This is a genomic window from Viscerimonas tarda, from assembly GCF_054601255.1.
Genome location: NZ_BAAHWV010000005.1, coordinates 80,917 through 106,182 on the forward strand (window position 1 = coordinate 80,917; position 25,266 = coordinate 106,182).

The 25,266-nt window shown below is 41.9% G+C and carries 24 protein-coding genes; 11 read left to right on the top strand and 13 right to left on the bottom strand.

Features of this window, described 5'->3' with window-relative positions:
* Positions 1-84 precede the first annotated feature (84 nt).
* The 5 genes from ACYPWY_RS03425 to porE all read right to left on the bottom strand — a co-directional run bounded on the left by ACYPWY_RS03425 (position 85) and on the right by porE (position 5,814).
* Positions 85-588, bottom strand: a complete 504-nt coding sequence (locus tag ACYPWY_RS03425; protein WP_459684036.1) for a TlpA family protein disulfide reductase — start codon at positions 586-588, stop codon at positions 85-87.
* 536 nt (positions 589-1,124) lie between these two features.
* Positions 1,125-2,045 (bottom strand): tRNA (adenosine(37)-N6)-dimethylallyltransferase MiaA, encoded by a 921-nt coding sequence (gene miaA, locus ACYPWY_RS03430; protein WP_459684037.1) that lies wholly within the window; start codon positions 2,043-2,045, stop codon positions 1,125-1,127.
* Positions 2,042-2,593, bottom strand: a complete 552-nt coding sequence (locus ACYPWY_RS03435; protein WP_459684038.1) for an IS1096 element passenger TnpR family protein — start codon at positions 2,591-2,593, stop codon at positions 2,042-2,044. The genes miaA and ACYPWY_RS03435 overlap by 4 nt, the downstream gene beginning before the upstream one ends.
* A 236-nt stretch (positions 2,594-2,829) precedes the next feature.
* Complete coding sequence (gene porD / locus ACYPWY_RS03440; RefSeq protein WP_459684039.1) at positions 2,830-3,828, bottom strand: type IX secretion system protein PorD; 999 nt, start codon at positions 3,826-3,828, stop codon at positions 2,830-2,832.
* 6 nt (positions 3,829-3,834) lie between these two features.
* Entirely contained in the window at positions 3,835-5,814 is a 1,980-nt protein-coding gene (gene porE, locus ACYPWY_RS03445; RefSeq protein WP_459684097.1) for a PorE family type IX secretion system protein, read from the bottom strand.
* A gap of 208 nt (positions 5,815-6,022) precedes the next feature.
* Here porE and ACYPWY_RS03450 point away from each other — a divergent pair, with 208 nt between their 5' ends.
* Genes ACYPWY_RS03450 through recR form a run of 4 tightly spaced genes read left to right on the top strand, consistent with a single transcriptional unit; the run spans position 6,023 to position 8,870 of the window.
* Complete coding sequence (locus ACYPWY_RS03450; RefSeq protein WP_459684040.1) at positions 6,023-6,496, top strand: hypothetical protein; 474 nt, start codon at positions 6,023-6,025, stop codon at positions 6,494-6,496.
* The gene (locus ACYPWY_RS03455) at positions 6,493-6,990 is read left to right on the top strand and encodes a hypothetical protein (protein ID WP_459684041.1); all 498 of its coding nucleotides are present in this window, start codon (positions 6,493-6,495) and stop codon (positions 6,988-6,990) included. The genes ACYPWY_RS03450 and ACYPWY_RS03455 overlap by 4 nt, the downstream gene beginning before the upstream one ends.
* Before the next feature lie 40 nt (positions 6,991-7,030).
* Positions 7,031-8,254, top strand: a complete 1,224-nt coding sequence (locus ACYPWY_RS03460; protein WP_459684042.1) for an HD domain-containing protein — start codon at positions 7,031-7,033, stop codon at positions 8,252-8,254.
* A complete protein-coding gene (gene recR, locus ACYPWY_RS03465) occupies positions 8,247-8,870 on the top strand; it encodes a recombination mediator RecR (RefSeq protein ID WP_459684043.1) in 624 nt (207 codons plus the stop codon). Before ACYPWY_RS03460 ends, recR begins: the two co-directional genes overlap by 8 nt.
* Positions 8,871-9,214: 344 nt before the next feature.
* On the opposite strand, the gene ACYPWY_RS03470 is transcribed toward recR, so the two are convergent.
* Together ACYPWY_RS03470 and ACYPWY_RS03475 are read right to left on the bottom strand one after the other, a co-directional pair.
* Positions 9,215-10,492 carry an ATP-binding protein gene (locus tag ACYPWY_RS03470; RefSeq protein WP_459684044.1) on the bottom strand — a complete coding sequence of 426 codons (1,278 nt, stop codon included), beginning with the start codon at positions 10,490-10,492 and terminating at the stop codon, positions 9,215-9,217.
* On the bottom strand, positions 10,408-10,716 hold the full coding sequence (locus ACYPWY_RS03475) for a cytidine/deoxycytidylate deaminase family protein (protein ID WP_459684045.1): 309 nt from the start codon (positions 10,714-10,716) through the stop codon (positions 10,408-10,410). The genes ACYPWY_RS03470 and ACYPWY_RS03475 overlap by 85 nt, the downstream gene beginning before the upstream one ends.
* Positions 10,717-10,889: 173 nt before the next feature.
* Here ACYPWY_RS03475 and ACYPWY_RS03480 point away from each other — a divergent pair, with 173 nt between their 5' ends.
* Both ACYPWY_RS03480 and ACYPWY_RS03485 read left to right on the top strand, forming a co-directional pair.
* Positions 10,890-11,486, top strand: a complete 597-nt coding sequence (locus ACYPWY_RS03480; protein WP_459684046.1) for a SagB/ThcOx family dehydrogenase — start codon at positions 10,890-10,892, stop codon at positions 11,484-11,486.
* A gap of 30 nt (positions 11,487-11,516) precedes the next feature.
* The gene (locus ACYPWY_RS03485; protein ID WP_459684047.1) at positions 11,517-12,059 is read left to right on the top strand and encodes a glutathione peroxidase; all 543 of its coding nucleotides are present in this window, start codon (positions 11,517-11,519) and stop codon (positions 12,057-12,059) included.
* A gap of 2 nt (positions 12,060-12,061) precedes the next feature.
* Here ACYPWY_RS03485 and ACYPWY_RS03490 read toward each other — a convergent pair whose 3' ends face one another.
* The 4 genes from ACYPWY_RS03490 to ACYPWY_RS03505 all read right to left on the bottom strand — a co-directional run bounded on the left by ACYPWY_RS03490 (position 12,062) and on the right by ACYPWY_RS03505 (position 17,699).
* Positions 12,062-15,424, bottom strand: a complete 3,363-nt coding sequence (locus tag ACYPWY_RS03490) for a DEAD/DEAH box helicase (RefSeq protein WP_459684048.1) — start codon at positions 15,422-15,424, stop codon at positions 12,062-12,064.
* A 26-nt stretch (positions 15,425-15,450) separates the two neighbouring features.
* The gene (locus tag ACYPWY_RS03495) at positions 15,451-16,362 is read right to left on the bottom strand and encodes a dihydroorotate dehydrogenase (RefSeq protein WP_459684049.1); all 912 of its coding nucleotides are present in this window, start codon (positions 16,360-16,362) and stop codon (positions 15,451-15,453) included.
* Entirely contained in the window at positions 16,350-17,135 is a 786-nt protein-coding gene (locus tag ACYPWY_RS03500) for a dihydroorotate dehydrogenase electron transfer subunit (protein ID WP_459684050.1), read from the bottom strand. Before ACYPWY_RS03500 ends, ACYPWY_RS03495 begins: the two co-directional genes overlap by 13 nt.
* Before the next feature lie 63 nt (positions 17,136-17,198).
* Entirely contained in the window at positions 17,199-17,699 is a 501-nt protein-coding gene (locus ACYPWY_RS03505; protein ID WP_459684051.1) for a helix-turn-helix domain-containing protein, read from the bottom strand.
* A gap of 1,006 nt (positions 17,700-18,705) precedes the next feature.
* Between ACYPWY_RS03505 and ACYPWY_RS03510 the strand changes: the two genes are divergently transcribed.
* The gene (locus ACYPWY_RS03510) at positions 18,706-19,539 is read left to right on the top strand and encodes an energy transducer TonB (protein ID WP_459684052.1); all 834 of its coding nucleotides are present in this window, start codon (positions 18,706-18,708) and stop codon (positions 19,537-19,539) included.
* Between the two features lie 192 nt (positions 19,540-19,731).
* Here the strand turns inward: ACYPWY_RS03510 and ACYPWY_RS03515 are convergent, their stop codons facing one another.
* Entirely contained in the window at positions 19,732-20,859 is a 1,128-nt protein-coding gene (locus tag ACYPWY_RS03515; RefSeq protein ID WP_459684053.1) for an AAA family ATPase, read from the bottom strand.
* A gap of 117 nt (positions 20,860-20,976) precedes the next feature.
* The gene (locus ACYPWY_RS03520; protein WP_459684054.1) at positions 20,977-21,189 is read right to left on the bottom strand and encodes a hypothetical protein; all 213 of its coding nucleotides are present in this window, start codon (positions 21,187-21,189) and stop codon (positions 20,977-20,979) included.
* A gap of 124 nt (positions 21,190-21,313) precedes the next feature.
* Between ACYPWY_RS03520 and ACYPWY_RS03525 the strand changes: the two genes are divergently transcribed.
* From ACYPWY_RS03525 to metA, 4 genes are all read left to right on the top strand, one after another.
* A complete protein-coding gene (locus ACYPWY_RS03525; RefSeq protein WP_459684055.1) occupies positions 21,314-21,517 on the top strand; it encodes a hypothetical protein in 204 nt (67 codons plus the stop codon).
* Positions 21,518-21,613: 96 nt separating this feature from the next.
* The gene (gene coaA / locus ACYPWY_RS03530; RefSeq protein WP_459684056.1) at positions 21,614-22,543 is read left to right on the top strand and encodes a type I pantothenate kinase; all 930 of its coding nucleotides are present in this window, start codon (positions 21,614-21,616) and stop codon (positions 22,541-22,543) included.
* Positions 22,544-22,632: 89 nt separating this feature from the next.
* Positions 22,633-23,982, top strand: coding sequence for a sodium:proton antiporter NhaD (nhaD, locus tag ACYPWY_RS03535; RefSeq protein WP_459684057.1), 1,350 nt, complete (start codon positions 22,633-22,635; stop codon positions 23,980-23,982).
* 333 nt (positions 23,983-24,315) lie between these two features.
* Positions 24,316-25,263, top strand: a complete 948-nt coding sequence (gene metA, locus ACYPWY_RS03540; RefSeq protein WP_459684058.1) for a homoserine O-acetyltransferase MetA — start codon at positions 24,316-24,318, stop codon at positions 25,261-25,263.
* The last annotated feature ends 3 nt before the right edge of the window (positions 25,264-25,266 follow it).

A 25,266-nucleotide genomic window follows, 5' to 3' on the forward strand; every position in this document is an offset into this window, starting at 1 on the left:
GTAAAAAAGTGGTGATTTTATGTTGAGGATACACCACAAAAAAACCGGCTTTTCTGCCGGTTCATTTAAAAATAATTTCTTTGTTCATTCCACATTAAATGCCTTATTCAGGTCGTCAAACGTTGGGTTTACAGCCATAATCATACCGTTTTCGTCGATTAAAAAGCTCTTGAACCCTTTTTCCAGGCGATACTTTTTGTAAATTTCGGAATTGCTTCCTAAAGTATCCACAAATTGAAACTCGTTTTTGATGCCATCCACACTCAATGTTCTTTCAAAAATCCGCTTGCTCTGGTCGAAAGAAACCGAAACCATTGTTACCGGATAATCCTCTTTCTTCAAAGCATTTGCCAGCAGTACATTCTGCATGTGCGATTTTGCATCGTAGGCCGCCCACAGATTAACGAGAATCATTTGACCTTTCAGGTACGATAACTTAAATTTGATTCCCGACTCATCCCGAATACTGAAATCAGGAACAAAATTTCCCGAATCAATACCATTGGTAAGCCCTGAAGTTCTTGTTGTATAAGACGATGTTGTAACAAGTACAAATCCTATGACAAGAAAACTCTTCAAATACTTCATAAAAATTCTGTTAAATTACTACTGAAGCCATTCTCCAATTCCCCTTCACAAGGGTTTTACAGGAGGATAAACTTTTCCGGCTTTCGGAAAACAGACCTACGCTTAGGCGCTGTTTGTGTATATTTTACGCCACAAAGGTATGAAAATTAAAACGAAAAATAGTCTAAAAATCCCATATTTTTTATAGTTTAGAATTTATTTTGCTGATTATTAGGTATTTATAATATTTCAATATCATACCTTGTCGTTGCGGGCTCCGATCCGCGACCTGCAATCCCACCCTAGGGCAAACGCATGAAAATCTCTGTTACGCTAAGTTAAGGCTTTCAGCCTTAGCCTATGGCTATCAAAATTACCATTTTCAAAATGACATATTCGCGGCAACGGGCTACAGCTATTTCGCTCCTACGAAATACGGACGCGGAATTCAGACGTGGCGCGCCACGTCTCTACTGAAAGGTTCTGCTATGCTTGGGAGATTGCGGGTCGGAGCAATGACACACGTAAGGGCGCGATTAATCGCGCCCCTACATTATTCACATTGGCACATTATTCTCATTATTCACATTATCAATAATCTCCTTCATCGCCTCGCTTTCCGAAACATGCGAAAGATTTATCCAGTGAATGTCTTTGTCGCGCTTGAACCAGGTTATTTGTTTACGGGAATAAATGCGGGTGTTTTGCTTTATCTTTTCGACGGCAAACGCCAAGGTCCATCCTCCGAAGATGTACTTGAACAGCTCCTTGTATCCAACAGTATTCAGCGAATTCAGGTATTTTTGCGGATAGAATTGTTTGGCCTCTTCAATAAAACCGTTGGCTATCATTTCTTCGGTTCGTTTGTTTATCCGGTTGTAAAGGTCTTCCCCGTCGCGTGTCAGTCCAAACTTGAGTATTTTAAAAGGCCGTTCTTTGACCGTATTTTTACGGTAGGACGAATAGGGTTTACCTGTCATCAGGCATACCTCAAGGGCATGAATAACCCGTTTGTGATTTTTCAAATCCACCTGATTATAGAAATCGGGGTCGAGTAGTTTTAGCTGCAAACGGATGGTATCAATCCCCTCCTTTTCGTAGAGTCTCCACACTTCGCGGCGAAGGTCTTCGTCTATGGCCGGAATATAGTCGATGCCCTTGCATACCGCATCAATGTACATCATCGACCCACCCGACAGAATAATGTATTCGGAGTCAATTTCATCAATCAATTTCAGGCAATCCTGTTCAAACTCGCTGGCGCTGTAATAGTCCTCCACATTCAGCGTACCCACCATGTAATGCTTTACCCGGCGCAGTTGCGAAGCGTTGGGAGCGGCTGTCCCGATGGTTAGACCTTTATATAGCTGTCGCGAATCGGACGAAATAATGGGGCAATGCCAGTATTCGGCCAGTTGAAGGCTGAGATTGGTTTTCCCTACTCCGGTTGGGCCCAGTAAAACTATGAGTTTCTTCATCTGAAATCTTCGTCGGGTGCAGCTACATCGTCCAGTCCGTCAAAGCCTTCGCTGTCGAGTTCGTCCATATCAAAACTTTCGTCTCCGTAGAAGTTTTCGCCGATGTCGAGGCTTCCGCTTTTTGTTTCAAAAACGTCCAATTCAACCACCTGTTCGGGGGCCTCACCTTCCGAGAACGAACAGATGGCGGCATTCAGGCTTTTTCCGGTAACTATTTCGCTAAGTTCTATATAAAAAGCCCTTTCCAGCAGGTAATCGAAAACATACATCAATTTTTGCCTTTCATCTTCCAAAAAGTCGTCCAATACGCATTCTTCCATCACATACGAATCTTCTTCGGGACTGGTATCCATTTCTACCAAGGTGATTTCTTTTTCTTTTTCCCAGGCATCGCTGCAAATAAAAAACGAAGCCATTTCGCCATCTTTGTACTTTACCGACTTCGTAATAGCCTGATGCAAATCAAAAAACGTATCGTTTGCGTCGATCTGAATCTCCCGTTTAAAATCATCCACTTCATCCGAGAGTATAAGGAATTTAAAAATCATACTGTATGTATTTAATTCTAAGTTGTTTAAAATATTAAATAAGGTTTGTTCTCTTTTGATGATTCAAAGATAAGAACAAATTACGAATGTGCCAATATGGTAATGGGAATAATGTGCCAATGGGAATAATATGAATAATGAAATGTGCAGGAGGCTGTCTCATAAGTCTTTTTATGAGGTTGTCATTGCGGGTCGCGGCACGCCACGACCCTACATTCTCCATTCTCCATTCTCAATTACTTTCTCAGCGCTGCCAATTGCGTTGATTTGGTGGGGAAAATTTTCCGCAGTAGTTCGTAGGCTTCCTTTCGCTCGTCTTGTGTGGCTTCGGAATATATATCGGTCAGTTCATTCAGTTTGGTATCGCCATAAAACAGCAACAGCGCCGATGAGGGACGGGCGGAATAAATCTCCTGAAGGTCTTGTGTAGAAGCCATCACCCTGTCCTTGCCCCGTACCAGATTGGTTGACATCTCATCCAGTCCTGAACGATGATAATTATACCACATAGTGTGGAAACGGGCCGAACTTTCTTCGGTGAGGGCTAAAGCAAGGGCATAGCGGTTCTTATCGTTCTCGAATGGCTTCCACCCTTTTCCATTCAGCGACTGAGCCGCATTAGCAATGTTCATGGCCATCTCAAAATAGGGTTTCCCCGCATTTAGTGCAAAAGAATCGTAATCCAACCCTATTACCACATAGGCATAATAGGCGATAACAGCCACCAGATTGCTGGAGATATTGGTCTCGTTAAATTCAAGATTTTCGCCCTCTGCATATTCAAATTCAAGCTCCACATCCTTAAATGTGAATATGGGGGTCATATATACGCTACCATAAACCGGTCGGCGCGAGGTAATCTGCAATTCGGCGGTATAAGTATTGTTCTCTCCGGCAGTATTCATTGTCAGCACAAACGAGCAATCAATCATCTCGTTTTTGCCGAAGTTGGCGTTTGTCCATTTTCGTTCGTTAAGCAGTTGCATAATAGAAGTTTGCATCGACTTGAACAACTCCTGCCTCACCCCCGACAACTTATTTGAATTCACAGTTACTTTCGCATTCAATTCCTGCGAAGAAACATTTGCAGCGAAGAACAGGAAGAGGAAAAAGAAAAACAGCCCCCCCCCCCCCCGTGGGGGGATTTTAAAAGCCTCCCCTGCGGGGAGGTTGGAGGGGCCAGGTCCCCCTGCGGGGGATTCAGGTGGCTGGGCTGTTGTTAGCTTGTAATTCATATACAATTATTTTATGCCGTAAGTTATACTCAGTACTTTAAACTCTGTCCGCCGGTTTATCTGATCGGCAATTTCCTGCTGTTCGGGGCTGAGCGTCAATATAAACTCTTCGGTCAGCACATCCTCTTCTTTCAGGAAATCATATTTTTTGGCGATGTTTTTTGTTACAACCATCGGTCGCTCTTCGCCATAACCGGCAGCAACCAATCGTTCTTTGGCTATACCTCCCGCTATCAAATAATTCACCACCGATTGGGCTCTTCGGAGCGATAAGCGCTGGTTGTATCCGTTGGCTCCTTTCCGGTCGGTATGGGCTGATAATTCGATTGTTACATTCGGATTCAGTTCCAAAAGCCCAATCAACTCATCCAATGCCACTTTGGACGAATCGCGCAATGTAGCCTTATCAAAATCGTAGAAAATATTTTCGAGGATATTGGGCTTATTGATGGAATACAGCACAAAATCGACATAATACAACGAGTCTTTTTCCATGTTGATGGTTGCCAGATCCATTTTAGCATTCAGATGACCTTCGGCGCTGGCCAGCAACACGTAATCGGTTCCACGACCTATTTGCAGGCGGTAAGAGCCATCGTTGCGCCCCATAAATTTCTCATTCGTCCCGTCATTGCCGACAACCCGTATTGTCGCCCCCTGAATAAATTCATCGTTTTTATTCACCACAAAACCTTCCAAGGTAATTTTAGCCGTGGGGTATTCAAACGAAAACAGGTGGTCGTAACCTCTGGCATCGCCCCTGTTGGAACTGAAAAAACCGGTTTCGTTGAATCCGGCAAAGCTTATGCCGAAATCATCAGCCGGCGAATTGAGCGGCACGCCCATATTCCGAACCACCCAGTTATTATCATCAACAAGCGTCGCCTTAAAAATATCCAGTCCCCCCATGCCGGGATGACCGTCCGATGAAAAATACATAACCGTATCCGACCGCATACAGGGGAACATTTCGTCTCCGGCGGTGTTGATGGATGGCCCAAGATTTTCGATGTAGCTTACATCATCGCCGATTAAAGCCGCCCGCCAAATATCTTTCCCACCGTATCCACCCTGAAGGTCGGATACAAAGTAGAGAAAATCGCCCGAAGGAGCAATCGCCGGATGCCCGAATGCCGCCACCGTGTCGTTCGAAAGCTTTAGCGGAGAGCCTTTGCTCCACGCTCCACCCGAACGCTGAGAGACGTAAATGCCTGCCGATGTGGGTTTTTCGGGGTCTTGGGGGCAATAGGTGTAATACATCGTTGAGCCTGTTGCCGAAAAAGAAGCCGAACCTTCGTCAAATTCGCTATTGATGCCCTCTACTGCTTCCGGTTTGAGCCATTTGCCGTTTTCGTCTTTTTTAGAGTAAAACAGGTCGTTGTTTTTTTGCCCTGTAATGGCGCTTTTGTCATCGCCCTGCGCTTCGTCCCGGCTAGAGGTGAAATAGATATTGTCGTACTCGGGTGGCAATAAAGCCGGAGAAAATTCAGCCCTGCGCGAGTTAAACAAATCCATCCGCTTAACCGTATATCTGGTCGGGTGCAACTTCATTTCGTTTGCCAGCTTTATCCCCTCAAGGCCATTTTGGGCAAAAGCGTTATCGGGGAAAAACTCCAGAAACCGCTTGTATTGAGTGGTCGCCTGCGGATAAACACCCGTTTTATGCAATATCCGGGCATATTGCAACGAAATAAGGCTGTCTTCGGGAAGATACCTCACCGCATTGGCGTATGCGCCTCTCGCCCGCGCAATATTGTTGATAATCCGGTAACATTCAGCCATTTTGTATGAAGCTTCACCCCGCAGTTCCCGTTTTTTCGGACTGGCTTTACTGTATATTTTCCGGTACATGGATGCCGCCTCAAAATACTCGCCCTGAGCAAAGCGATGATCCGCCTCGCTCATCTTCACCTGTTTACACGAAAAGACAAACGAAACAAAAAACAAACAGAGTAGAATATTTAATATATAGCTGTTTTTCAAAATAATAATTAATTAAAGCCCCCGCCCTCCGTAGGGGGGATTCAAAAGCCTCCCCACGGGGAGGTTTAGAGAGGCTCTTTTAATAACTGATTTTTCGGTTAAATATTGTCCGATTGGAAGCTATTCTTTGCAAGATAGCAAATTTTAATTTTCAAATATACTTATTTTCAAGTTTAGGTTGTACCTTTGTATAAAAGTAAAAATAGCCGCTATGAAAAGAAAAATAGTTTTAATATTCGCTTCATTCCTGTTCCTTGTTGCTTGTGGCCCTACGCCCAAAGAGTTTAATGATGCACTGGAAACGACTGTCGCCGATGCCGAAAAGTCAGTAAATGAACACGATGCAGCCGTTTTAGATGCCCTGGCAAGCAGTAAGACAGATAGCATTATTCCATTAACAAAAACGGTTCTGGCAAAACTCGTTCAGGACTTGGAGCAACTAAAACTGATAAAAAGCCCATCTAACGGCGAAAAATTGAAGACGGCAGCCGAAGATTATATCGAAGCGCTTATCACCCTTGTAAAAGCTCAGGCGGTGTATTCCAATTATACCGATTCGATTTCGGATGCTGAGATTGAAATAATGGATAATACTAGCGTTGATGCCCTGTCAACGGTCGAAACTTCTCGTGCCAGGTTTGTCGATTCTCAAAATACTTTTGCAAAAGCCAAAGGTCTTAAATGAAGAAATTTTTCTCGCTTAAAGCTTTAGTTGTATTCCTGACATTCGTTTTTGCCGGATGTGTGCAGCATACATCCACCGAAGACAATGACGCCTTGGTTTCGTACAAAGAAAAAGCCGGCGCCGACTTCGATTCGCTGAACAAGTACCTGAATATTGCGATACAGGAAAAAGAATACGGATTGATTAATTACCTGACCAATACGGCTATTGATAGCCTGAATGCGAAGATTGAATCGCTGGAACAACTCAAGATTCCCCCATCGGGCGAGAAATTCAGGCAGGCAACCATATCCTATACACAGTCGCTTGTAAATGTATCGAAGGCATACAAAGCCTACTCAATTTTGTCCGATACCCTCACAACGACCCAACAACTGGATTCGATCAGGATTGCGATAAAAAATAAGGAAGGAGCTATTGATTCAACATTGAAGATTCTCATAGTCGCTCAAAAAGATTTTGCCCGGGAAAAGAATCTGAAACTTGAAAAATAATATGAATAATGATTCACATTAGCACATTAATTGGCTATTTATGTCCTACAAACGAAAAATAATAAACGACCCTGTATTTGGATTCATTAGCATCCCGAACGGCTTTATATACAACCTTATCGGCCACCCTTACCTGCAACGGCTCAACCGCATCAAGCAACTGGGGCTAACAAGTTTTGTGTATCCGGGGGCACAGCATACGCGCCTGAGCCACTCCATCGGCGCCATGTACCTGATGCAGGAAGCAATAGATGCCCTTCGTTCAAAAGGACAGGAGATTAGCTCCGACGAGGCCGATGGCGCCCTGGCCTGTATCCTGCTGCACGATGTTGGTCATGGGCCTTTTTCGCATGTGTTGGAACGCGGCCTTGTGAGTAATATACGCCACGAAGATATATCGTTGATGATGATGCAGGAGTTGACGGCAGAATACGCCGGCGCTTTTGACGCTTGCATTGCTATTTTTAAAGACGAATACCCCAAACGGTTTTTGCATCAACTGGTTAGCGGTCAATTGGATGTGGACAGGCTCGATTACTTGCGGCGCGACAGTTTTTTTACGGGTGTGGTGGAAGGAAATATCGGTTCGGCGCGCATCATCAAGATGCTGAACGTGAAAAATGACAGGCTGGTAGTAGAAGCCAAAGGGATTTATTCGATAGAAAATTTTCTCACCTCCCGCCGCTTGATGTATTGGCAGGTCTATCTGCATAAAACGGCTGTTGCTGCCGAAAAAATGCTTATCAATATTCTTAAACGGGCAAAAGAAGTATCGCAGCGAGGTGCGAGTTTATTTGCTCCGCCCTCGTTGAGCTATTTTATAAACAACGACATAAACCGGAAAACATTTACGAAAGAAGCCCTGCATCACTTTATTAATCTGGACGACAACGATATTTGGTGCGCCTTGAAAGTGTGGGCCGACAACAAAGATGTAGCGCTATCGACCCTTAGTCGCTCGCTGATCAACCGGAGTTTGTTCAAGATAGAATTGTCTTCGAGTCCGAAAGAGGAAGAGGTGGTAGAGGAATATATAAAAAAATACAGTTCGGCATTCGGCATTACGCCGCACGAAGCATCCTATCTGGTATCGTCCGACTCCATCGCCACCAACATGTATAACGAATCGGACGACAGCATTGATATTCTGTACAACGATGGAACAATAAAAAACATATCGGAAGCCTCTGATATGCTGAACATTGAGCTATTGTCGAAAAAAATTGAAAAATATTATTTCTCATACCTGAAAATAAATGAATAGTAAATTCCCATCTGTTTTGCTCGAAAATGCAGTCAATGAATTCTCCAAATTGCCGGGGATAGGCCGTAAAACAGCGCTCAGACTGGTTTTGTATTTGCTAAGGCAAGATAATGCATCTGTCGAAAACTTTTCAACAGCCCTCAGCCTTTTGAAGCAAAACATCAAGTATTGCCGGTTGTGCCACAATATTTGCGATGACGATTTATGTTCGCTCTGTTCCAATCCCGCTCGCGACAACACAATTGTTTGTGTAGTGGAGAACATAAAAGAGGTAATGGCCATCGAAAATACGGTGCAATATCGCGGACTATACCACGTTTTGGGCGGAATTATTTCGCCGATAGACGGCATTGGACCCAACGACCTCCAAATCGACAGCCTGATTGAACGTGTGGCCGAAGGAAACATCAGGGAAATTATTCTGGCTTTAAGCACAACAATGGAAGGTGATACCACCAATTTCTATATCTACAAAAAACTGGCAAACTTCGATGTAAAAGTATCAATTATCGCCCGGGGAATCTCCATCGGAGACGAAATTGAATATGCCGACGAAGTAACGCTAGGCCGCTCAATTTTAAACCGGACACTGTTTAGTGATTCGTTTAAGATGTAGCAGCCCCTCCCACCCCTGTTTATAAGTGAAAATAGAGTGGTATAAAACATGGTTTCTGTGCCTTGGTTACCTGTCCCGATTTTGTCCCGATTTTGTCTAAAATTTGTCCCAAATCAAATGATTTTTTTTCTAAAGAGGTAAAAAACAAACTACATACAAATAAATATATAAACATATAAATCAATCAATTAAAATAAAAAGGAGTTAGCGTTCTTTCGACTATGCTATACCCTTAATCATTACTATCTGCATCACAATTATGACTTATTTTTTGTCCTGATTTGTCGTCAATACCATTAATAATATCTCTACTTTAATCAGGACATTTTTTTACTTATATTTCATCATTTGTTCACAGCATCTACCATGACATATTCTGTAGCTTTAGCCTTTCCTTCTGTTATAACTAACCTAAGATCCACTAATTTCTTCAATATTCTTTGGGCGGTCTTCTCATGAATTTGTGCATAAGCAGCATAATCTGACTTAGATGTTTGCCGTCGCCCCTTAATATATTCGTAAGCTTTACGTTCTTCACTCTTTAACCCATTAACAATCCTTTTAATTTCATCCATAGAAAGAATTATGTTCCGTGTTATAGTAAGGATGGTATTAATTCCGTCGAAAGAATACACAGGCTTTGGTCTGCATTTTCGAAATTCCTCCATTCCAAAGCCTCGACGTTCAATATATCTCATATCATAGAATACATCTGCCAGTTTAGGATTTCTACTAACTGTCGGCGCTGTGAAATTTTGTAATTTTTCTTTAGGGACGATAGGCCTTCCCTGACTTTTAATTATTATTTCTGTTGGGGTTATATTAACCTGTATTTGGGCGCCTTCAATAGTATAATCTCTGTGTACAATGGCGTTAATAATTGACTCCCTAAGCAACACTATGGATACTTCCATTGTTGATTCGGTATGTTCAAATTGACTTCTATCTATCGTTGGTGGAAAAACATTGTGCAAATATTCTTCTATTTGCTCAGGAATCTTCACCAAAGCTGCGTCAAAATCTTTAATTGAGGACTTATGGTCTTTCTCCTTTTTTACCGTGAATTTTATTCTCGCTTGAGAATATTTATCAGTAGGCTTTTTCCCAAACAAGAGAATACCCCATCCAGTAGGGCGCATTTCTCCTTTGTCGTCTATTTCAATAAATTCCCATTTTGCTAATAATCTATTAAAATCTTCTGAGCCAATTTTATATTCAATATCGGCTTTATCAATATACATCTGTAGTGCATCTTCTGAAAAATCTTTTACATGAAAGTTTCTTAACCCAGTTTCAAATGGATTTCTCGGAGGTTGTATTTCTTGCAAATCAGCTTGACGGGCGCGTTCTCTCGCTTGCTTCAGAAAGTTCTCATTAGCTGATATAATTTGTCCTTGCAAATCTTTTTCGAAGTAATGAATCTCAATCCCTTTTTTCTTTAAAAAATCCGTGCCTTTACTTGCCACAGTTGGATCGGGGTCTTGAATGCCAATATAAACCTTTTTAATTCTTGCATTAACAATTCTTTCTGCACAACCTAGCTTAGGTGACTTACGCGCCCCTGGAGCACAAGGTTCAAGCGTTGCAAAACTATATATCCATCCAGTTTTCGATCTCTGCACTTACGTTCTAAAACTGTAAACTCCGCATGGTCTCCTGAACGAAGTTCTCCTCTATGTGCTGTACCGACTAACACACCATCAGGAGTTGCTAAAATAGCCCCAACTTTAGGATCTGCTTTATCTTCATGTTCCGGTATAGATTTATACATTTCAGAAATAGCAAATTCTTGTAATTCTCTAAATGTATATTTCTCTCCAATAATTGGCTCTTTTTTAGCTTTCATATCCTTATAGTGTGTATTAAAACCATTTTAGCGCACAAAGTTAAATTTTTTTAGGTAAATCCTATATATGCGCCATAAACTTAAACTTCAAAATTTTGAAGTTATAACTTAAAATGTATAACTTCGGGCTTTGAAGTTACTAGAGAAATTCAACAACATAAAAAATTAAATTTATGAGACATTTATTTTTAATCCTATGCTTTTGCATCTCGGCTTTGTGCGTTCAGGCTCAGCAGGATGTGATAAAATTACCTGCTCCGACGAAAACAGGTGGAAAGCCATTGATGGAAGTATTGAATGCGAGACAGTCAATACGGGCATATTCCGGTAAAAGCATTGATAATCAGACTTTATCGAATCTGCTTTGGGCGGCTAACGGATTCAACCGCCCGGGCATGAGAACCGTTCCTTCGGCCAACAATAAACAGGAAGTGGATGTGTATGTGATGTTTAAAACCGGCATCTATTTTTATGATGCAAAAGAAAACAAGTTGACATTGAAGGTGAAAGGCGATTTTATTAAAAGTCTTGGTGGACAGGATTTTGTGAAGGATGCTGCCGTTAATTTGATTTATGTGGCCAATCTCGATAAATCAGGCGCCGGCCAGATTGATACCGGCTATATTTCTCAGAACGTGTATTTGTTTTGTGCTTCGGCAGGTTTGGGGACTGTTGCGCGCGGCTCCTTCGATAAGGCGCTGGCTACGGATATGAAACTTACCGATAAGCAGCAAATAACACTGGTTCAGCCGGTTGGAGTGCCTAAATAAATTTACGAACAAATAAAAAACGAACATTATATGAAAAAGTTGAGTGTTATTTCAATCCTATTCTGCTTGTTTGTGCAGTTGACAATTGCGCAAACCAGTTTATACGATTTCAAGGTAAAAGACATTGACGGCAAAGAATTTGATTTGTCAACATTGAAAGGTAAAAAAGTGCTGGTGGTAAATGTCGCTTCCAAATGCGGATTGACCCCTCAATACGAAGACCTGCAAAAGCTCTATACCCTGTATAGTAATCAGGGCTTTACAATAATTGCTTTTCCGGCCAACAACTTTGGCCAACAAGAGCCCGGAACCAATGAGGAAATCAAAGAATTTTGCAGCTCGAAATACAATGTAACTTTTCCGGTGATGAGCAAAATCGAAGTCAAGGGCGAAGACAAGGCTCCTATTTATAAATGGCTGACAGAGAAATCTGTAAACGGTAAATTCGATGCCGAAGTGCAATGGAATTTTCAAAAGTTTTTGATTGATGAAAATGGTCAATTGGTGGATTTTGTGGCGCCTAAAGAAAAACCGCTATCGGAAAAAATTCTGAATTGGATTGCGGAAAAATAAAGCTAAATACAGTAAATACCAATCTCATTCAGCAGATTGTTGTAGATGCTGTTTTGCCTCAGAACAGATTCATTGCCAATCAAAAATAATTGTTGGCGCGCTCGGGTGAGAGCGACATTCAGTTTCCTGTCAACTGTTTTTTCCCTGTTCAGGTTACAGAAAAAATCCAGTTGATAGGATTTATTTATGCAAAACGACAAGACAATAACATCCCGCTGGCTGCCTTGATAGCGTTCTACGGTGTCAACCATCACGTCTTGAAGTTCGGGAATGCCTGTTTTTTCGAGTTTGTGTTTTATCAAAGCAATCTGATTGCGGTAAGGCGTTATTATCCCCAATGTTTTTTGAGGGTCGAAAAGCCTGTTATTTGCTTTATAGACACTAACTATTGCCTGCGATAAACCGACTGCCATATCGGCTTCCTCCTCACAAACCTTATCATTTATGTAATTGGATGTCAGCGATTTATTTGGGATAAACCCAATCCGTGCTTTGGCCGCCAATGCCTGATAAGGATTCGATTGGTCGTAAATAAGTTCAGTCATGGGATTCTTTTGCCATTCGCCGACCGGAAAAAGTGAACTGTTGTAGAAATATTTGTTGGAGAAATACGACAATTCGTTGTGCATCCGCCCCTGATAGGTCAGGGTTTCATAGGCCTGTTCCCAGCCATTTTTCTGGCATATTCTGAACATCCTCTCAAAATACGATTCACGGCAATCTTTTAATTCTATGTTATTCAGGTCAATATCATCTACTTTCGATTTATATTCATCTTGCAATGTAATGGTTGAGAGCTGTTTATGGTCGCCAATCAAAATAAATTTATCGAATTTAGGGAGAAGCCCGATTAGTTGCGGTTCAAGAATTTGCGAGGCTTCATCAATAATTGCCAAGCTAAATTTCTTCATATCAAACAATTCCGGCTTTCCTGTTATGGAGGCTAAAGTCCCTGCATAAATGCGTTGCCGGTGAATAATCGTTCTCAACTCCTCCCTCGACTGCACCGTTTTGGCTATATTTTGCAATAAGCGGGGACGGTATTTCTCGTTACACGACAACTCGGAGCCGATGCGTATATAATCGTCCTGTCCGCCAAGCGCCTGATTTATAGCCTCGCACAACTCGTCCACCGCCTTGTTGGTGTAGGCAACAACCAATATATCGCAAGCCGGGTCTTTGTAGAAATGCTCAATCAAACGGCGAGCAAAAATCGAAGTTTTTCCAGTGCCCGGAGGCCCTGCTATCAAAAAATAATCCTGTGCGGCGATGGCCTTCTTCAGCACAAAATCGCGCTTGGCTTCTGACGATAATAGCTTGTATTCCTGCTCATTCGCGATAGAGAATGATGATGCCGGTTTTTCCGTACCCAAAAGCAAGGAGCGTTTTTCTGCGGGAGCCGTAAGGAATGAAAACAGACTTTTGTACATCGCATTATAGGCATGGTCTAATTTATCGTGTTCAATAACCCAACGCTGGTATTTGCTGAGGTAATTCTTGTTTTTTTGCTTGTACCTGAACCGGACGGCTATTTCATCGTTCTTTATTTCGGCAATCATTCCTTTCAGTATTTGGTTCGACAAAACCGTGTCCTCCTCGCGTTCGCGTGGATACAAAATGCAGATTTCCCCTTCCCTGAAATTGACAAAATTGACTTGGTTGATTCTTTTGAACCGGATCTTCATATCGTTGCCCAAGTCGTCAATCTCCTGAATTTCCAAATCGGAAATCAGCTCGAATGCGTCCTGCCTTTCCGCAAATTCGCTTGTCCATAGGGCGGCATTACCGAAACTGTTGCTCTCCTCGCCCAGCTTTTGAATGTAAAGCTCCCGCGATAAAAAATTGATGTAACGATAAAAGTATTTTCGCTCCAAACCGGAGATATTTTCTATAATTTCAAACAGACCGACCAGTCGGCTTTTGAGGAATTGAGGGACTTGACGCCCATAATTACTCAGGTCGAAGAGTTGCTCGAATATAATATTAACAGTCTCATTATCACCAATATATAAGTTGTATTCTGTGGCGACAATCAAATTTCGCAGATTGATAATTTCTTTTTCAAGCTGTTTATATGTTGCCGCCATCCGCAAATTCTCGCCCCCATTACCAGCTGCAGAATAAAGTATCATTGGCGATATATCGCGCGCAGTTTTATCAAAAACGCTTTGAATAATTAGGCGATATATGGCTGTTTGCGTCTCGTGATTGAGCGCAATTTTCCCCGGGTCGTCTTTGGGGAAGGGCAAGCCGCCGGATTTTAGTTCTATAATTTTATCGGTTTCTGCCGAATCGTTGGAGAGCTGCAACAAGTCCAAGCGTCCTTGAAATCCGAATTTTTCGCAAAAGAAAGAAGGTTCGAGCGTACATAAATTGGTGTCGATACCGTTCTTGATAAAGTCCTGCACAACCACCCGCTGTATATTTTCAAACTGGGTTTTGGCATTCGACATGAAGTCGATAAAGTCGAATTTATCCTTAATATCGTTGCAACTGGTAAACTCAAAGGGCGATTGCTTGAAGGCCTTCAGGAAAGTGGGATCGAATTTTATTTCTTCGGGATTTTCGCTGTAAACCAGCTCATCCAGAAAGAAATTGGCCAGATTTCCCAGCAAAATATGCTTGGAATTTCTGCTTAACTCGAACTTTTTTCTGAAATAATGCAGATGCGATTTGCCGTAGTTCTGAAAACATTCGGCCAACGCCGAGGCATCTATCAGGTAATCGGGTTCGAGAACAAAGTATTTGGGAATCAGATAGTTTGTTGTTTTTTCCAGTTTTATATCAACGAGATTAAGCTGAGCGCCAACCCACAGTTTTTCAATAGTCGGATTAAACACATCGTTTATTTTCGATACATTATACCGGATAGTCAGTTCTTCGGGAATTAGCGCAGAACGAGTTGTAATCAGCTGATAATGAATATCAATGGCGGTAACATGCACCCTGAGTTTGTGGAGGGGAATACTATCGGCATTTTCATTGATACCGGCATCGGGCATGTCGCTCTCCTCCTCTATCGGATTATTATAAATGATTGATAAAAAGTATGTTACTACATATTTTGCCGCATTGTACTGGCGCTCGGTGATAAGATTTTGCTCGTCCCTCAGCAAAAATGCCGCCTTCACACGGATATTTTGCAATTTCCACTCCAGTTTTTGTGGAAGGTGGTACTTTTGGGCAATGAATATTATCCGCGAAAAAAGAGAGGGAAATTGCAAGGATTCTTCTTTTGTAAGCTCTTTGCATATCCTGTCGAGGAGTTGCTTTAGGGCAATGTACTTTTCTTTTAACGAAAAACCGGAATTGTCAATCTCTTGAATTTCGGATACAATGCTATCAAATTCGACTGAGATTGACATGTTATTTGGTTGTATTTAGGTTGTTATCAGCAAGATAATGAGCCTACTAACTCATCTATATGCGCAATATTGTGCCTGTTCATATAGTCAAGAATGCCATCCGCCACCTTCACCGATATTGTAGGATCAATGAAATTATATGTTCCAATCTGAATGGCCGACGCTCCGGCCAGTATAAATTCAACGGCATCTTGCCAGCACGAAATACCGCCCAAACCTATTACGGGAATCTTAACGGCATGGTAGGTTTGCCATACCATGCGAACTGCAACAGGCTTCAAACAAGGCCCTGAAAGGCCTCCGGTTGCGGTTGACAGGATGGGTTTACGCTTCTCCACATCAATCGCCATCCCCAAAAGCGTATTGATTAGCGATACGCTATCGGCTCCTTCGGCTTCTACCGCGCGGGCAATTTCGGTAATATCGGTTACATTTGGCGATAGCTTGACTATCAGCGTTTTACCGTATGCTTTTCGGACGGCTTTTACCACATTAGCCGCCGATTTGGCCGATGTTCCGAATGCCATACCGCCTTCTTTTACATTGGGGCAGGAGATATTTAGCTCAATAGCCGGAATTTTCTCCAAATTGGCAAGACCTGCGGCACATTCCACATAATCGTCTATGGTTGAGCCCGATACATTTACAATAACATGTGTATCCAAGTCCTTGATTTCGGGATATATATCGGATATAAAGTAATCGACTCCCTTGTTTTGCAAGCCAACAGCATTCAACATACCGGCGCTGGTTTCGGCCATGCGCGGATAGGCATTGCCTTGTCGGGCGTGCAAGGTCGTTCCTTTAACAATTATACCGCCCAACCGGGACAAGTCGATAAAATCGGCAAATTCCTTGCCATAGCCAAATGTTCCCGAAGCTGTCATCACCGGATTCTTCAATTGCAATCCGCCTATCGTTGTTTTTAGTCTATCCATTTCAAGTCTTTTATGTTAAATACAGGCCCTTCGGTGCATACACACAAGTTTCCTTTTTTGGTATTTTCGACGCAGCACAAGCATACTCCAAACCCGCAGGCCATCGTGTTCTCGAGCGATACTTCGCAGGCTATATTGTTGATATTGGCATATTTAGCCACCGCCATCATCATGGGCTTGGGGCCGCAAGTATAGATATTTGTTACCGGTTGCGATTTTAGTACCGAATGGTTGGTAACGTAGCCTTTTTCGCCAAAACTACCGTCTTCGGTGGTGCAAAACAGCTCTCCGTACTTGGCAAATTCATCCAATTGCAACAAGTCATCCTTTGAACGCGCGCCCAAGAGAAATTTGGGTTGGTAGCCTCTCTCTTTCAGTAGCGAACCCCAATATAGCATTGGAGCAGTGCCAACACCACCGCCAATCAGCAGAATGTTAGCGTTTTCCGGCTTATTTTCGGGGAAAGAAAACGAATTTCCGAGGGGTAGCAGGAGGTTTACAGTGTCTTGCTTCTTTAATTCGCCCAACTTTTTGGTTCCGTCTCCAATTTTCTGAATCAGTAGCCACAATTCGTTCGTCAACCGATCCAGATAGTTGATGGATATAGGTCGGCGAAGGAAAGTTTTGGGTGAGTTATCTACCTTAACCTCAACAAATTGCCCTGGAAGCATCTCGGGTAGAGGTGTTTTATCTAATGTCGTAAGTTTTAGGAGACAATAATTTTTGTTTAGCAGAATATTGTCGCTAACAACCAAATCAAGCATTTTTTTCATTGAGCATATACTAAAATCAGGCTCAAAGTTACTGCAAAAAAAGTAAAATTGAAAATCAAAAGCTTATTTGTCGGTTTCAAATACTTCGTAGGTAGTATCCGAATAATAAACAATTATTCGCACTATTTTTTTATCCGGCCTTTCTTTATATACAATTCGCTCATTTACAATAGTTTGAATACCATTTTGAGGGTTACTTAACTCATTCTCCTTGCGATATTCATTTTCTATGGGCTGTGGCTGGGTGTTTACGGGATTTTGAGTGTGAAATAAATCTTGTCTAAACAAATCGGGCGATGATGTTGCTTGTTTTTCGTTGAACGAAGTTGGGGGTGGAGCAATTTTATCCATACCACTTTTATACATGTTCCCATTTCCGGTTATCAACCAGTCGGAATTTATGTAGGGCATCTCTGTCAGGATTTGGGTTATCACATCCAAGCTCGGATTATTTCGCCCTTTCAGAATATGGGATATAACCGCCGGTCCAATTTTTAATTTATCGGCAAACCTGGCAGAAGTCATATTTTCCGCCTCCATTATCGCTCTAATTCGCTCCTTCATACAGATACATTTGTGAATAATAATAACCACACAAATGTATATAGAATAAACGAAATATCAAAACAACATTTGTAATCATTGAGAATACACATAGATACAATTGTAACTTATAAATGGCTGAACAAATGTAATGATAGATTATAGCGGCTTATAATGACTAAACTATTACTTTAATAAGTATAATATAAAATATTAGTTATAATGTAGTTGATTAATTGAAATTGAAATATTTTCAACCGTTTGAGGGAATAGTAACGAAAATGTCGAAATTTATTAAACTAAAACTTCAATAAGTTCAATTAATTAATTGATATGTAGTATATTATATGTGTATAATTAGGGTAATTCTACCTAGAATAATGCGATATATATGCTAACACATTTGTTGATTAGTTTTGTATGTATCTGCTTATATATTTGTAAATACATGATTGTTTACAAATGTAATACATTAGATTGCGTATAGTTTTGTAACTTTTCCCGTCTATAATCTATATTTGTTGCGTATTTTTAGTGATTACAAATGTGAATATTTACAATTAGGCAAAATCTTCTACTATATAGATAAAATAATTTTTTAGAAGTGTTATTTTGTTAAGCCTTGCAGAGAGGCGACACATGATCGCTCTTCAAGCGCCGTTAAAAATAAGCCACAAAGATTTGCTCGCGCTTGGGAGATTGCGGGTCGAGGCCCACAATGACAAATTTGTAGAGACGTGGCGTGCCACGTCTGTTTGTATCGAATTTGTCGTTATAAATGGTCGTGGCACGCCGCACCCCTACCACTCCGTGAATTAAACTCTGTGAAACTCCATGTTTAAGCAAAACGTTGAACTTTTGAACCTTGAACTTTAAACTCGCCGAGAATGGCGTATTTGGAATCAAAAAATATTTTTTTGAGAATATTGAAAAAATATTTAATGCTACTTTATGGAATTCCTGCCCCCTTACACTCTATAAGACAAAGAACGATAAAGAAGTATTAACCTATTAAAAACCAAAAATCATGGCACGGAATATAAATTTAAACTCGTCTGATTGGTGCGATATTATTTTTGAAGGAAAAAACAAAGCGTATGGAGCGTATGCGATGCGGCAATCATCCTCCCGCAGGCACCTGATAGCTTTTAGCAGTGTAGTAGTATTGGTGGCCCTGGTTGCTTCCATCCCTAAAATTATGGATGCCGTAGCGCCCGTTTTCAACGAACACCTGAAATATGACGATACCGTTGTTATAAGCGACATCACAATAATAGAACCACTTGAGGAGGAAATTATTGAGCCTTCGCGGTTAGCGCCCCCACCGCCGCCAACGGTTGCTTCAATAATATTTACACCTCCTATTATTACTCCCGATTCGGAAGTTACGCCCGAAAATGAAATGAACTCACAAGAAGCTTTGAGGGAATTTGATGGAATAATATCAACTGTAACAAACATTACCGATAATCACGAAGGGATAGACCCAAGAGATCTACGAGAAGAGGATAGGAATATAACCGGTGAAGGTGATGGCGGCGGTGGCGTTCGGGAGTTTGTAGAACAAATGCCTCAACCCGTAGGAGGAACCAGCGAATTGATGGATTACTTGAGAAAAAACCTGAAATACCCGGTACCATCCATCGAAGCCGGTGTCGAAGGTCGTGTTTTCATCAAATTTGTTGTCGGAAAGGATGGCAGCATCTCGGGAGTACATGTACTTAAAGGTTTAGACCCGCTTTGCGACAAAGAAGCTATCAGGGTGGTTGAAAAAATGCCGAAATGGATTCCGGGTATGCAAAACGGTAATAAAGTTGCTGTATATTACACACTTCCTATTATATTTAAGTTGATGAAGTAGCCCCCTCCAGCCTCCCCCTAGGGGGAGGCTTAGAACGCAAAGGACTGTCTTAAAAGTCTGTCATCCCGTGCTTGACACGGGATCTCCTAACAAACATCATCTAGTTGTCAGGAGATTGCGGGTCGGAGCCCGCAATGACAACCTCAGAAAAAGACTTTTGAGACACCCTCTTCTATTTTTACGTTTAAAAATTTACTTTTCCAACCACAACGAAAAGAAGCGGTCGTATACATAATAACTACCATCTTCATCCTGCAATATCAGGGTTTTATCCGCCAAAGACGTTAGAGCTAACTTTACACTACTGAGTGCGGTCAGATTGTGTTTTCGCATAAAAGATGCCTCAAACGGAGCCGATACTTTGTGTCCTTTGGCAATAGCCCTCAGCACACGCAACTGTCCTGCCGTAATAATTTCGCAATAGGTCTTGAATGTGGCATTTTCTTCCTGCAAAACATCATCAATTATCAAGTCAACATCCTGCTGTCCGGGCTTCGCTTTATTTATCGCAAATAGTTGATTCAATATAAATTGAACATACCAGGTATGTCCCAGCATTTTTTCGTAAACGAAGTCAAAAACGGCAGCATCAAGTGTTTTACCATAATCATCGAATAGTTGACCGGCAAACTGACGGTAGGTATCAATCGGAATCTCTTTTAATCCTATTTTTTGCGTACTTTGATAAAAGGGGCGATTGGCAGCCGAAAACATGGCATCCATCAAATGTTTCTTGCTTCCGGCAAAAATAAACTTCACATTGGGCAAAAATTGCATATAAGAACGCAACAAAGCCTCCACTCCTTTTTCGGGATAATCAATGATTTGCTGAAATTCATCAATGGCGATGTAACATCTTTTGCCCGATGCCTTGAGATAAGCGAAAATCTCCTGTAATCCTGCTTCGGATTGTTCCGGTTGTATATTTAACGTTACCGTGGGACTGCCTGTTAATGCATCGAACGAGAACAATGGGCGGAAACTTTTGAAAAATTCCGAAACCTGTTTTACCATCGTTTCGGAATAATTATCCAATTCTCCAAGTACGGTTTTGCCCAACATCACTACAAACCCGTGCAAATTTTGCGTAGAAAATATATCCAGGTAAAAGCAACGGATATTTTTATCACGCTCATGCAATTGATAAAAGGCATGGTGTATTAATCCGGTTTTGCCTATACGGCGAGGGCTGATAAGCGAAACATTACGGTCGTTCGACAAGGCCGAGATAATCTTTTCGGTTTCTATTTCTCTGTCGCAAAAATAAGCGGGACTGTGATAACCGGCCACTAAGAATGGATTATTTAAGTTTGCTTTCATACGAACAATTCAATAAAACATAAAACATGAAACATAAAATATGAAATGCAAATATACAGCTATTTTTTTATATTACAAAACATGAAACATGAAACATAAAATATGAAATGTAACGGTTTAATTATTCAAATCAATATCTTTTACCCAAAGGTCTTGATTTTCAATATACTCTCTCAGTCTCGCTGTTTCTTCACTTCTGAAACGCTTGTCTGTTTTATCCAAAGCGCTTGATTTCTCGCTTGCTTTAAGGTTGTTGATGGCTGTTTGGATAGTTGCACCATACCTAACCTCGCTCTTTCCTGAAATGATACGTTGTATTTCATTTTGCATATTGTTATTGATGGGATACAATTTTAGTTACAAAAATAATACTTTTAATCAATATATCCAAAGCCTTGGCACATCACAGAACGGGCATTTCGCCCTTTCACCAACCAGTAATCAGGTCAAACGCATGAAAAAATTTAGCGCCACTGTTACGAATGAGATTCCTCCCTTTGGTCGGAATGACTCGCCTGTTAGCGCTTTAAGGGATGAGGAAGCGGCGGCGAAGCCGCCGCTTCCTCATCCTCTCTCCCAAAAAGGAGACAGTCATTCCGACCAAAGGGAGGAATCTCCTGCTCATATCAGTAACTTTACCGAAAGGCATAAGCCGTAAAATTTTTCATGCGTTCGCCCTGACCAGTAACAATTTTAGTTTCGTTTTTGGTTTTTTTACTGTACTTTTGTGGCCTACTAAATTATGTAGTTAGCAATGGAAAGTCCTTACATATTATTTAATCGTGAGAAGTGGGCGTCTTTGGGCGAAACCGAACCTTTGACTTTGACAACCGATGACGTCAGGAAGTTGAAAGGTATAGACGATGAGCTTTCTATTGAAGAGGTCAAGGAGATATACCTGCCTTTGTCGCGTTTGCTCAATTATTATGTGAATGCCCGAACCGGCAGGCAGGCTCTTATAATGAATTTTTTGAACGAAAATCCGCAAAAAACGCCATTCATTATAGGTATTGCCGGAAGCGTATCGGCAGGAAAAAGCGCCATAGCGCGCGTATTGCAGGCATTGTTGAGCCGCTGGAAAAAACACACACATGTTGCCTTGATAACAACGGACGGGTTTTTGTATCCCAACGCCATATTGGAGGAAAAAGGATTGATGCTGAAGAAAGGCTTTCCCGAATCGTACGATATTCAGCGGTTATTGCAGTTTGTGAATGACGTGAAATCGGGGAAGACTACGGTGGAGGCTCCCAAGTATTCGCACGTAACGTATGATGTGGTACCCAACCAGACCGAAGTAATCAATCGCCCCGATATACTTATTCTTGAAGGACTTAACGTTTTGCAGAGTAAAATAGATTATCCGCAGAACAAGGCGCGCGCCTTTGTTTCCGATTACCTCGATTTTTCGATATACGTTGATGCCGAAGAGGATATGCTGGAAAAATGGTATATCTCGCGCTTCCTGAAATTCAGGCAATTGGCTCTTAGGGATGAGAATTCTTATTTTCACCATTTTGTAAATATTCCACAGGATGATGCCGTGAAAATGGCGAAAAGCGTGTGGCGTGAAATAAACAGGAAAAACCTTCGCCGGAATATCCTCCCCACACGCGAACGCGCCGGCCTGATTTTACACAAAGGAAACAACCATATCGTGGACTATGTGAGGTTGAGAAAATAATGGTTAATCGGGCGTGGCGCGCCTACAATATGAAATACAGACATGGCGCTCCACGTCTCTACAATATTCTAATTTAAAAAGATTGTTTTATGTTTACGTTAATGGCTGTTATATTTGTTTTTGGGTATATCTGCATTGCCCTCGAACACGTTATTCATGTTAATAAATCGGCTACGGCCTTGTTGTTGGGCTGTGTTATGTGGGTTTGCGTGGCAGTGGCGTCTCCATCGCTCACATTTGTATTTCCCGATTTTCAGGACTATCTCCTGTCCCACCCCGATAGCACATTCAGCTCATGGTTAACCAGTTATCCTTTGCTGGAACACTTGGGAGAAACCGCCGAAATTTTGTTTTTCCTGATTGGAGCCATGACTATTGTCGAATTAATTGATTCTCACCAGGGTTTTACGGTTGTAACCGACAAAATTAAAACCACCAAAAAAACCAGCTTGCTGTGGATTATCAGCATCTTCTCATTTTTCATGTCGGCTGTTCTCGATAATATGACTACCACCATCGTTATGGTCGCCTTGATTCGCAAGTTGATTACCGAGAAAAGCGACAGGTGGCTGTTTGCCGGAGTAATTGTGCTGGCCGCAAATGCCGGAGGCGCCTGGTCGCCCATAGGTGATATAACAACAATCATGCTTTGGGTAGCAGGAAAAGTCAGCAGCTTAAATATCATCTCCGAAACATTTTTGGCTAGTTTGGTATCCATATTGGCGCCCCTGATCATACTCACATTCAAGCTGAAAGGCAATATGCATAAACCCGATAATCAACTGAACGACCACCTGGGCAGTTCGATTCCCGAGTGGCAGCGTAAATTGATATTCGGGGTTGGCATAGCAGCGTTATTGTTTGTTCCCGTATTCAAAACAATAACCCATCTTCCGCCCTATTTGGGTATGCTTGGCGGGTTGAGTATTCTCTGGATTTTGACCGATATTATGCATCGTAAAAACCACGACCGGATGACGTATAACTCGGTGGTTGCCATCATAAAAAAGATAGATACGCCCAGCGTGTTGTTCTTTCTGGGAATATTAATGGCGGTAGCTGCCCTGCAAACTTTCGGACATTTGCATCTCATGTCCGAATCGCTGGATGCAATGCCTTTGGGCGAACCTCAAAAGTATTATGCCATAACACTGGTTATAGGCGTGTTATCGTCTATTGTAGATAATGTGCCGCTGGTAGCGGGCGCCATGGGCATGTATAATTTTCCGGTGGATCATTATTTTTGGTCGTTTTTGGCGTACGCAGCCGGAACAGGCGGAAGTATCCTGATTATAGGTTCGGCAGCCGGTGTGGCAGCAATGGGCATGGAACGGATAGATTTTATCTGGTATGTGAAAAGAATATCGTGGCTTGCTCTTGCCGGATACCTTGCGGGCGCCGCGGTATATATTCTGCAAAAAACGCTGCTGGGGCTGTAATGTTAATTCGTTAATCAGGGCAAACGCATGAAAAATTTTAGTACTACTGTTACGGATGAGATTCCTCCCTTTGGTCGGAATGACTCGCCTGTTAGTGGTTTAAGGGAGTAGGAAGCGGCGGCTTCGCCGCCGCTTCCTACTCCCCTCTCCCCAAAAGGAGACCGTCATTCCGACCAAAGGGAGGAATCTCCTGCTCATATCAGCAACTTTATCGAAAAACATAAGCAGTAAAATTTTTCATGCGTTTGCCCCTGACTTTCAACTCAAATCCCTTGAACGTTAAACATAAATTTCGTATCTTTGCAGGTTAATTTAGAAACGCAATAGAATAATATGCCTGTAACGTTACCCGATAATTTACCAGCAATAGAGCTGTTGAAAAAGGAGAATATTTTTGTTATGTCCCAATTAAGGGCTAACACACAGGATATTCGCCCCTTAAAGGTATTGATTTTGAATCTGATGCCTCTGAAAATTGCGACAGAGACAGACCTGATACGTTTATTGTCCAATTCGCCCTTGCAAATAGAAGTGGATTTTTTGAAACTATCGACTCATACTTCAAAAAATACGCCTCAGGAACACATGCAGGCTTTTTACAAAGATTTTGAGGAGGTTAGCCAACAAAATTACGATGGCTTGATTGTTACCGGTGCGCCTGTCGAAATGATTGATTTTGAAGAGGTTGAATATTGGTCGGAACTTATGTCCGTTTTCGATTGGGCACGCAAGCATGTTACTTCGTCTTTCTATATCTGTTGGGCAGCCCAGGCGGCTCTTCATCACTTTTACGGGATACAGAAGTATCTTTTGCCCGAAAAAATGTTCGGAATTTTCAAGCATACCATCAACGATCGCCGTTTCCCGTTGTTCAGGGGATTCGATGATGAATTTTACGCACCTCATAGCAGGCATACCGAAATAAGAAAAGAGGATATTGATAAATTCGCCGAGCTCCAGATACTTTCCGAATCGGAAGAATCGGGAATATACATTGTTGCCGGACGAGGCGGTCGCGAATTTTATGTAACCGGACATTCCGAATATTCGCTCTACACGCTTCACAACGAATACGTCCGCGATTTGGAAAAGGGATTGCCGATAGCTGTTCCGAAACATTATTACAAACGCGACGACCCCACGCTGAAGCCTGCTTCCCGCTGGACAGGACACGGTAATCTGCTGTTCAACAACTGGATGAACTACTTCCTGTATCAGGAAACGCCTTACGATTTAACCAAAATAGAGGAGTTGGAAGAAATAAAGCCCATCGAAAAATGAGCT

What these genes read in the sequence shown, in the direction of transcription:
- ACYPWY_RS03425 (WP_459684036.1), bottom strand. Translation starts at nt 588, where the DNA reads ATGAAGTATTTGAAGAGTTTTCTTGTCATAGGATTTGTACTTGTTACA.
- miaA (WP_459684037.1), bottom strand. Translation starts at nt 2,045, where the DNA reads ATGAAGAAACTCATAGTTTTACTGGGCCCAACCGGAGTAGGGAAAACC.
- ACYPWY_RS03435 (WP_459684038.1), bottom strand. Translation starts at nt 2,593, where the DNA reads ATGATTTTTAAATTCCTTATACTCTCGGATGAAGTGGATGATTTTAAA.
- porD (WP_459684039.1), bottom strand. Translation starts at nt 3,828, where the DNA reads ATGAATTACAAGCTAACAACAGCCCAGCCACCTGAATCCCCCGCAGGG.
- ACYPWY_RS03450 (WP_459684040.1), top strand. Translation starts at nt 6,023, where the DNA reads ATGAAAAGAAAAATAGTTTTAATATTCGCTTCATTCCTGTTCCTTGTT.
- ACYPWY_RS03455 (WP_459684041.1), top strand. Translation starts at nt 6,493, where the DNA reads ATGAAGAAATTTTTCTCGCTTAAAGCTTTAGTTGTATTCCTGACATTC.
- ACYPWY_RS03460 (WP_459684042.1), top strand. Translation starts at nt 7,031, where the DNA reads ATGTCCTACAAACGAAAAATAATAAACGACCCTGTATTTGGATTCATT.
- recR (WP_459684043.1), top strand. Translation starts at nt 8,247, where the DNA reads ATGAATAGTAAATTCCCATCTGTTTTGCTCGAAAATGCAGTCAATGAA.
- ACYPWY_RS03475 (WP_459684045.1), bottom strand. Translation starts at nt 10,716, where the DNA reads ATGAAAGCTAAAAAAGAGCCAATTATTGGAGAGAAATATACATTTAGA.
- ACYPWY_RS03480 (WP_459684046.1), top strand. Translation starts at nt 10,890, where the DNA reads ATGAGACATTTATTTTTAATCCTATGCTTTTGCATCTCGGCTTTGTGC.
- ACYPWY_RS03485 (WP_459684047.1), top strand. Translation starts at nt 11,517, where the DNA reads ATGAAAAAGTTGAGTGTTATTTCAATCCTATTCTGCTTGTTTGTGCAG.
- ACYPWY_RS03490 (WP_459684048.1), bottom strand. Translation starts at nt 15,424, where the DNA reads ATGTCAATCTCAGTCGAATTTGATAGCATTGTATCCGAAATTCAAGAG.
- ACYPWY_RS03495 (WP_459684049.1), bottom strand. Translation starts at nt 16,362, where the DNA reads ATGGATAGACTAAAAACAACGATAGGCGGATTGCAATTGAAGAATCCG.
- ACYPWY_RS03500 (WP_459684050.1), bottom strand. Translation starts at nt 17,135, where the DNA reads ATGAAAAAAATGCTTGATTTGGTTGTTAGCGACAATATTCTGCTAAAC.
- ACYPWY_RS03505 (WP_459684051.1), bottom strand. Translation starts at nt 17,699, where the DNA reads ATGAAGGAGCGAATTAGAGCGATAATGGAGGCGGAAAATATGACTTCT.
- ACYPWY_RS03510 (WP_459684052.1), top strand. Translation starts at nt 18,706, where the DNA reads ATGGCACGGAATATAAATTTAAACTCGTCTGATTGGTGCGATATTATT.
- ACYPWY_RS03515 (WP_459684053.1), bottom strand. Translation starts at nt 20,859, where the DNA reads ATGAAAGCAAACTTAAATAATCCATTCTTAGTGGCCGGTTATCACAGT.
- ACYPWY_RS03520 (WP_459684054.1), bottom strand. Translation starts at nt 21,189, where the DNA reads ATGCAAAATGAAATACAACGTATCATTTCAGGAAAGAGCGAGGTTAGG.
- ACYPWY_RS03525 (WP_459684055.1), top strand. Translation starts at nt 21,314, where the DNA reads ATGAAAAAATTTAGCGCCACTGTTACGAATGAGATTCCTCCCTTTGGT.
- coaA (WP_459684056.1), top strand. Translation starts at nt 21,614, where the DNA reads ATGGAAAGTCCTTACATATTATTTAATCGTGAGAAGTGGGCGTCTTTG.
- nhaD (WP_459684057.1), top strand. Translation starts at nt 22,633, where the DNA reads ATGTTTACGTTAATGGCTGTTATATTTGTTTTTGGGTATATCTGCATT.
- metA (WP_459684058.1), top strand. Translation starts at nt 24,316, where the DNA reads ATGCCTGTAACGTTACCCGATAATTTACCAGCAATAGAGCTGTTGAAA.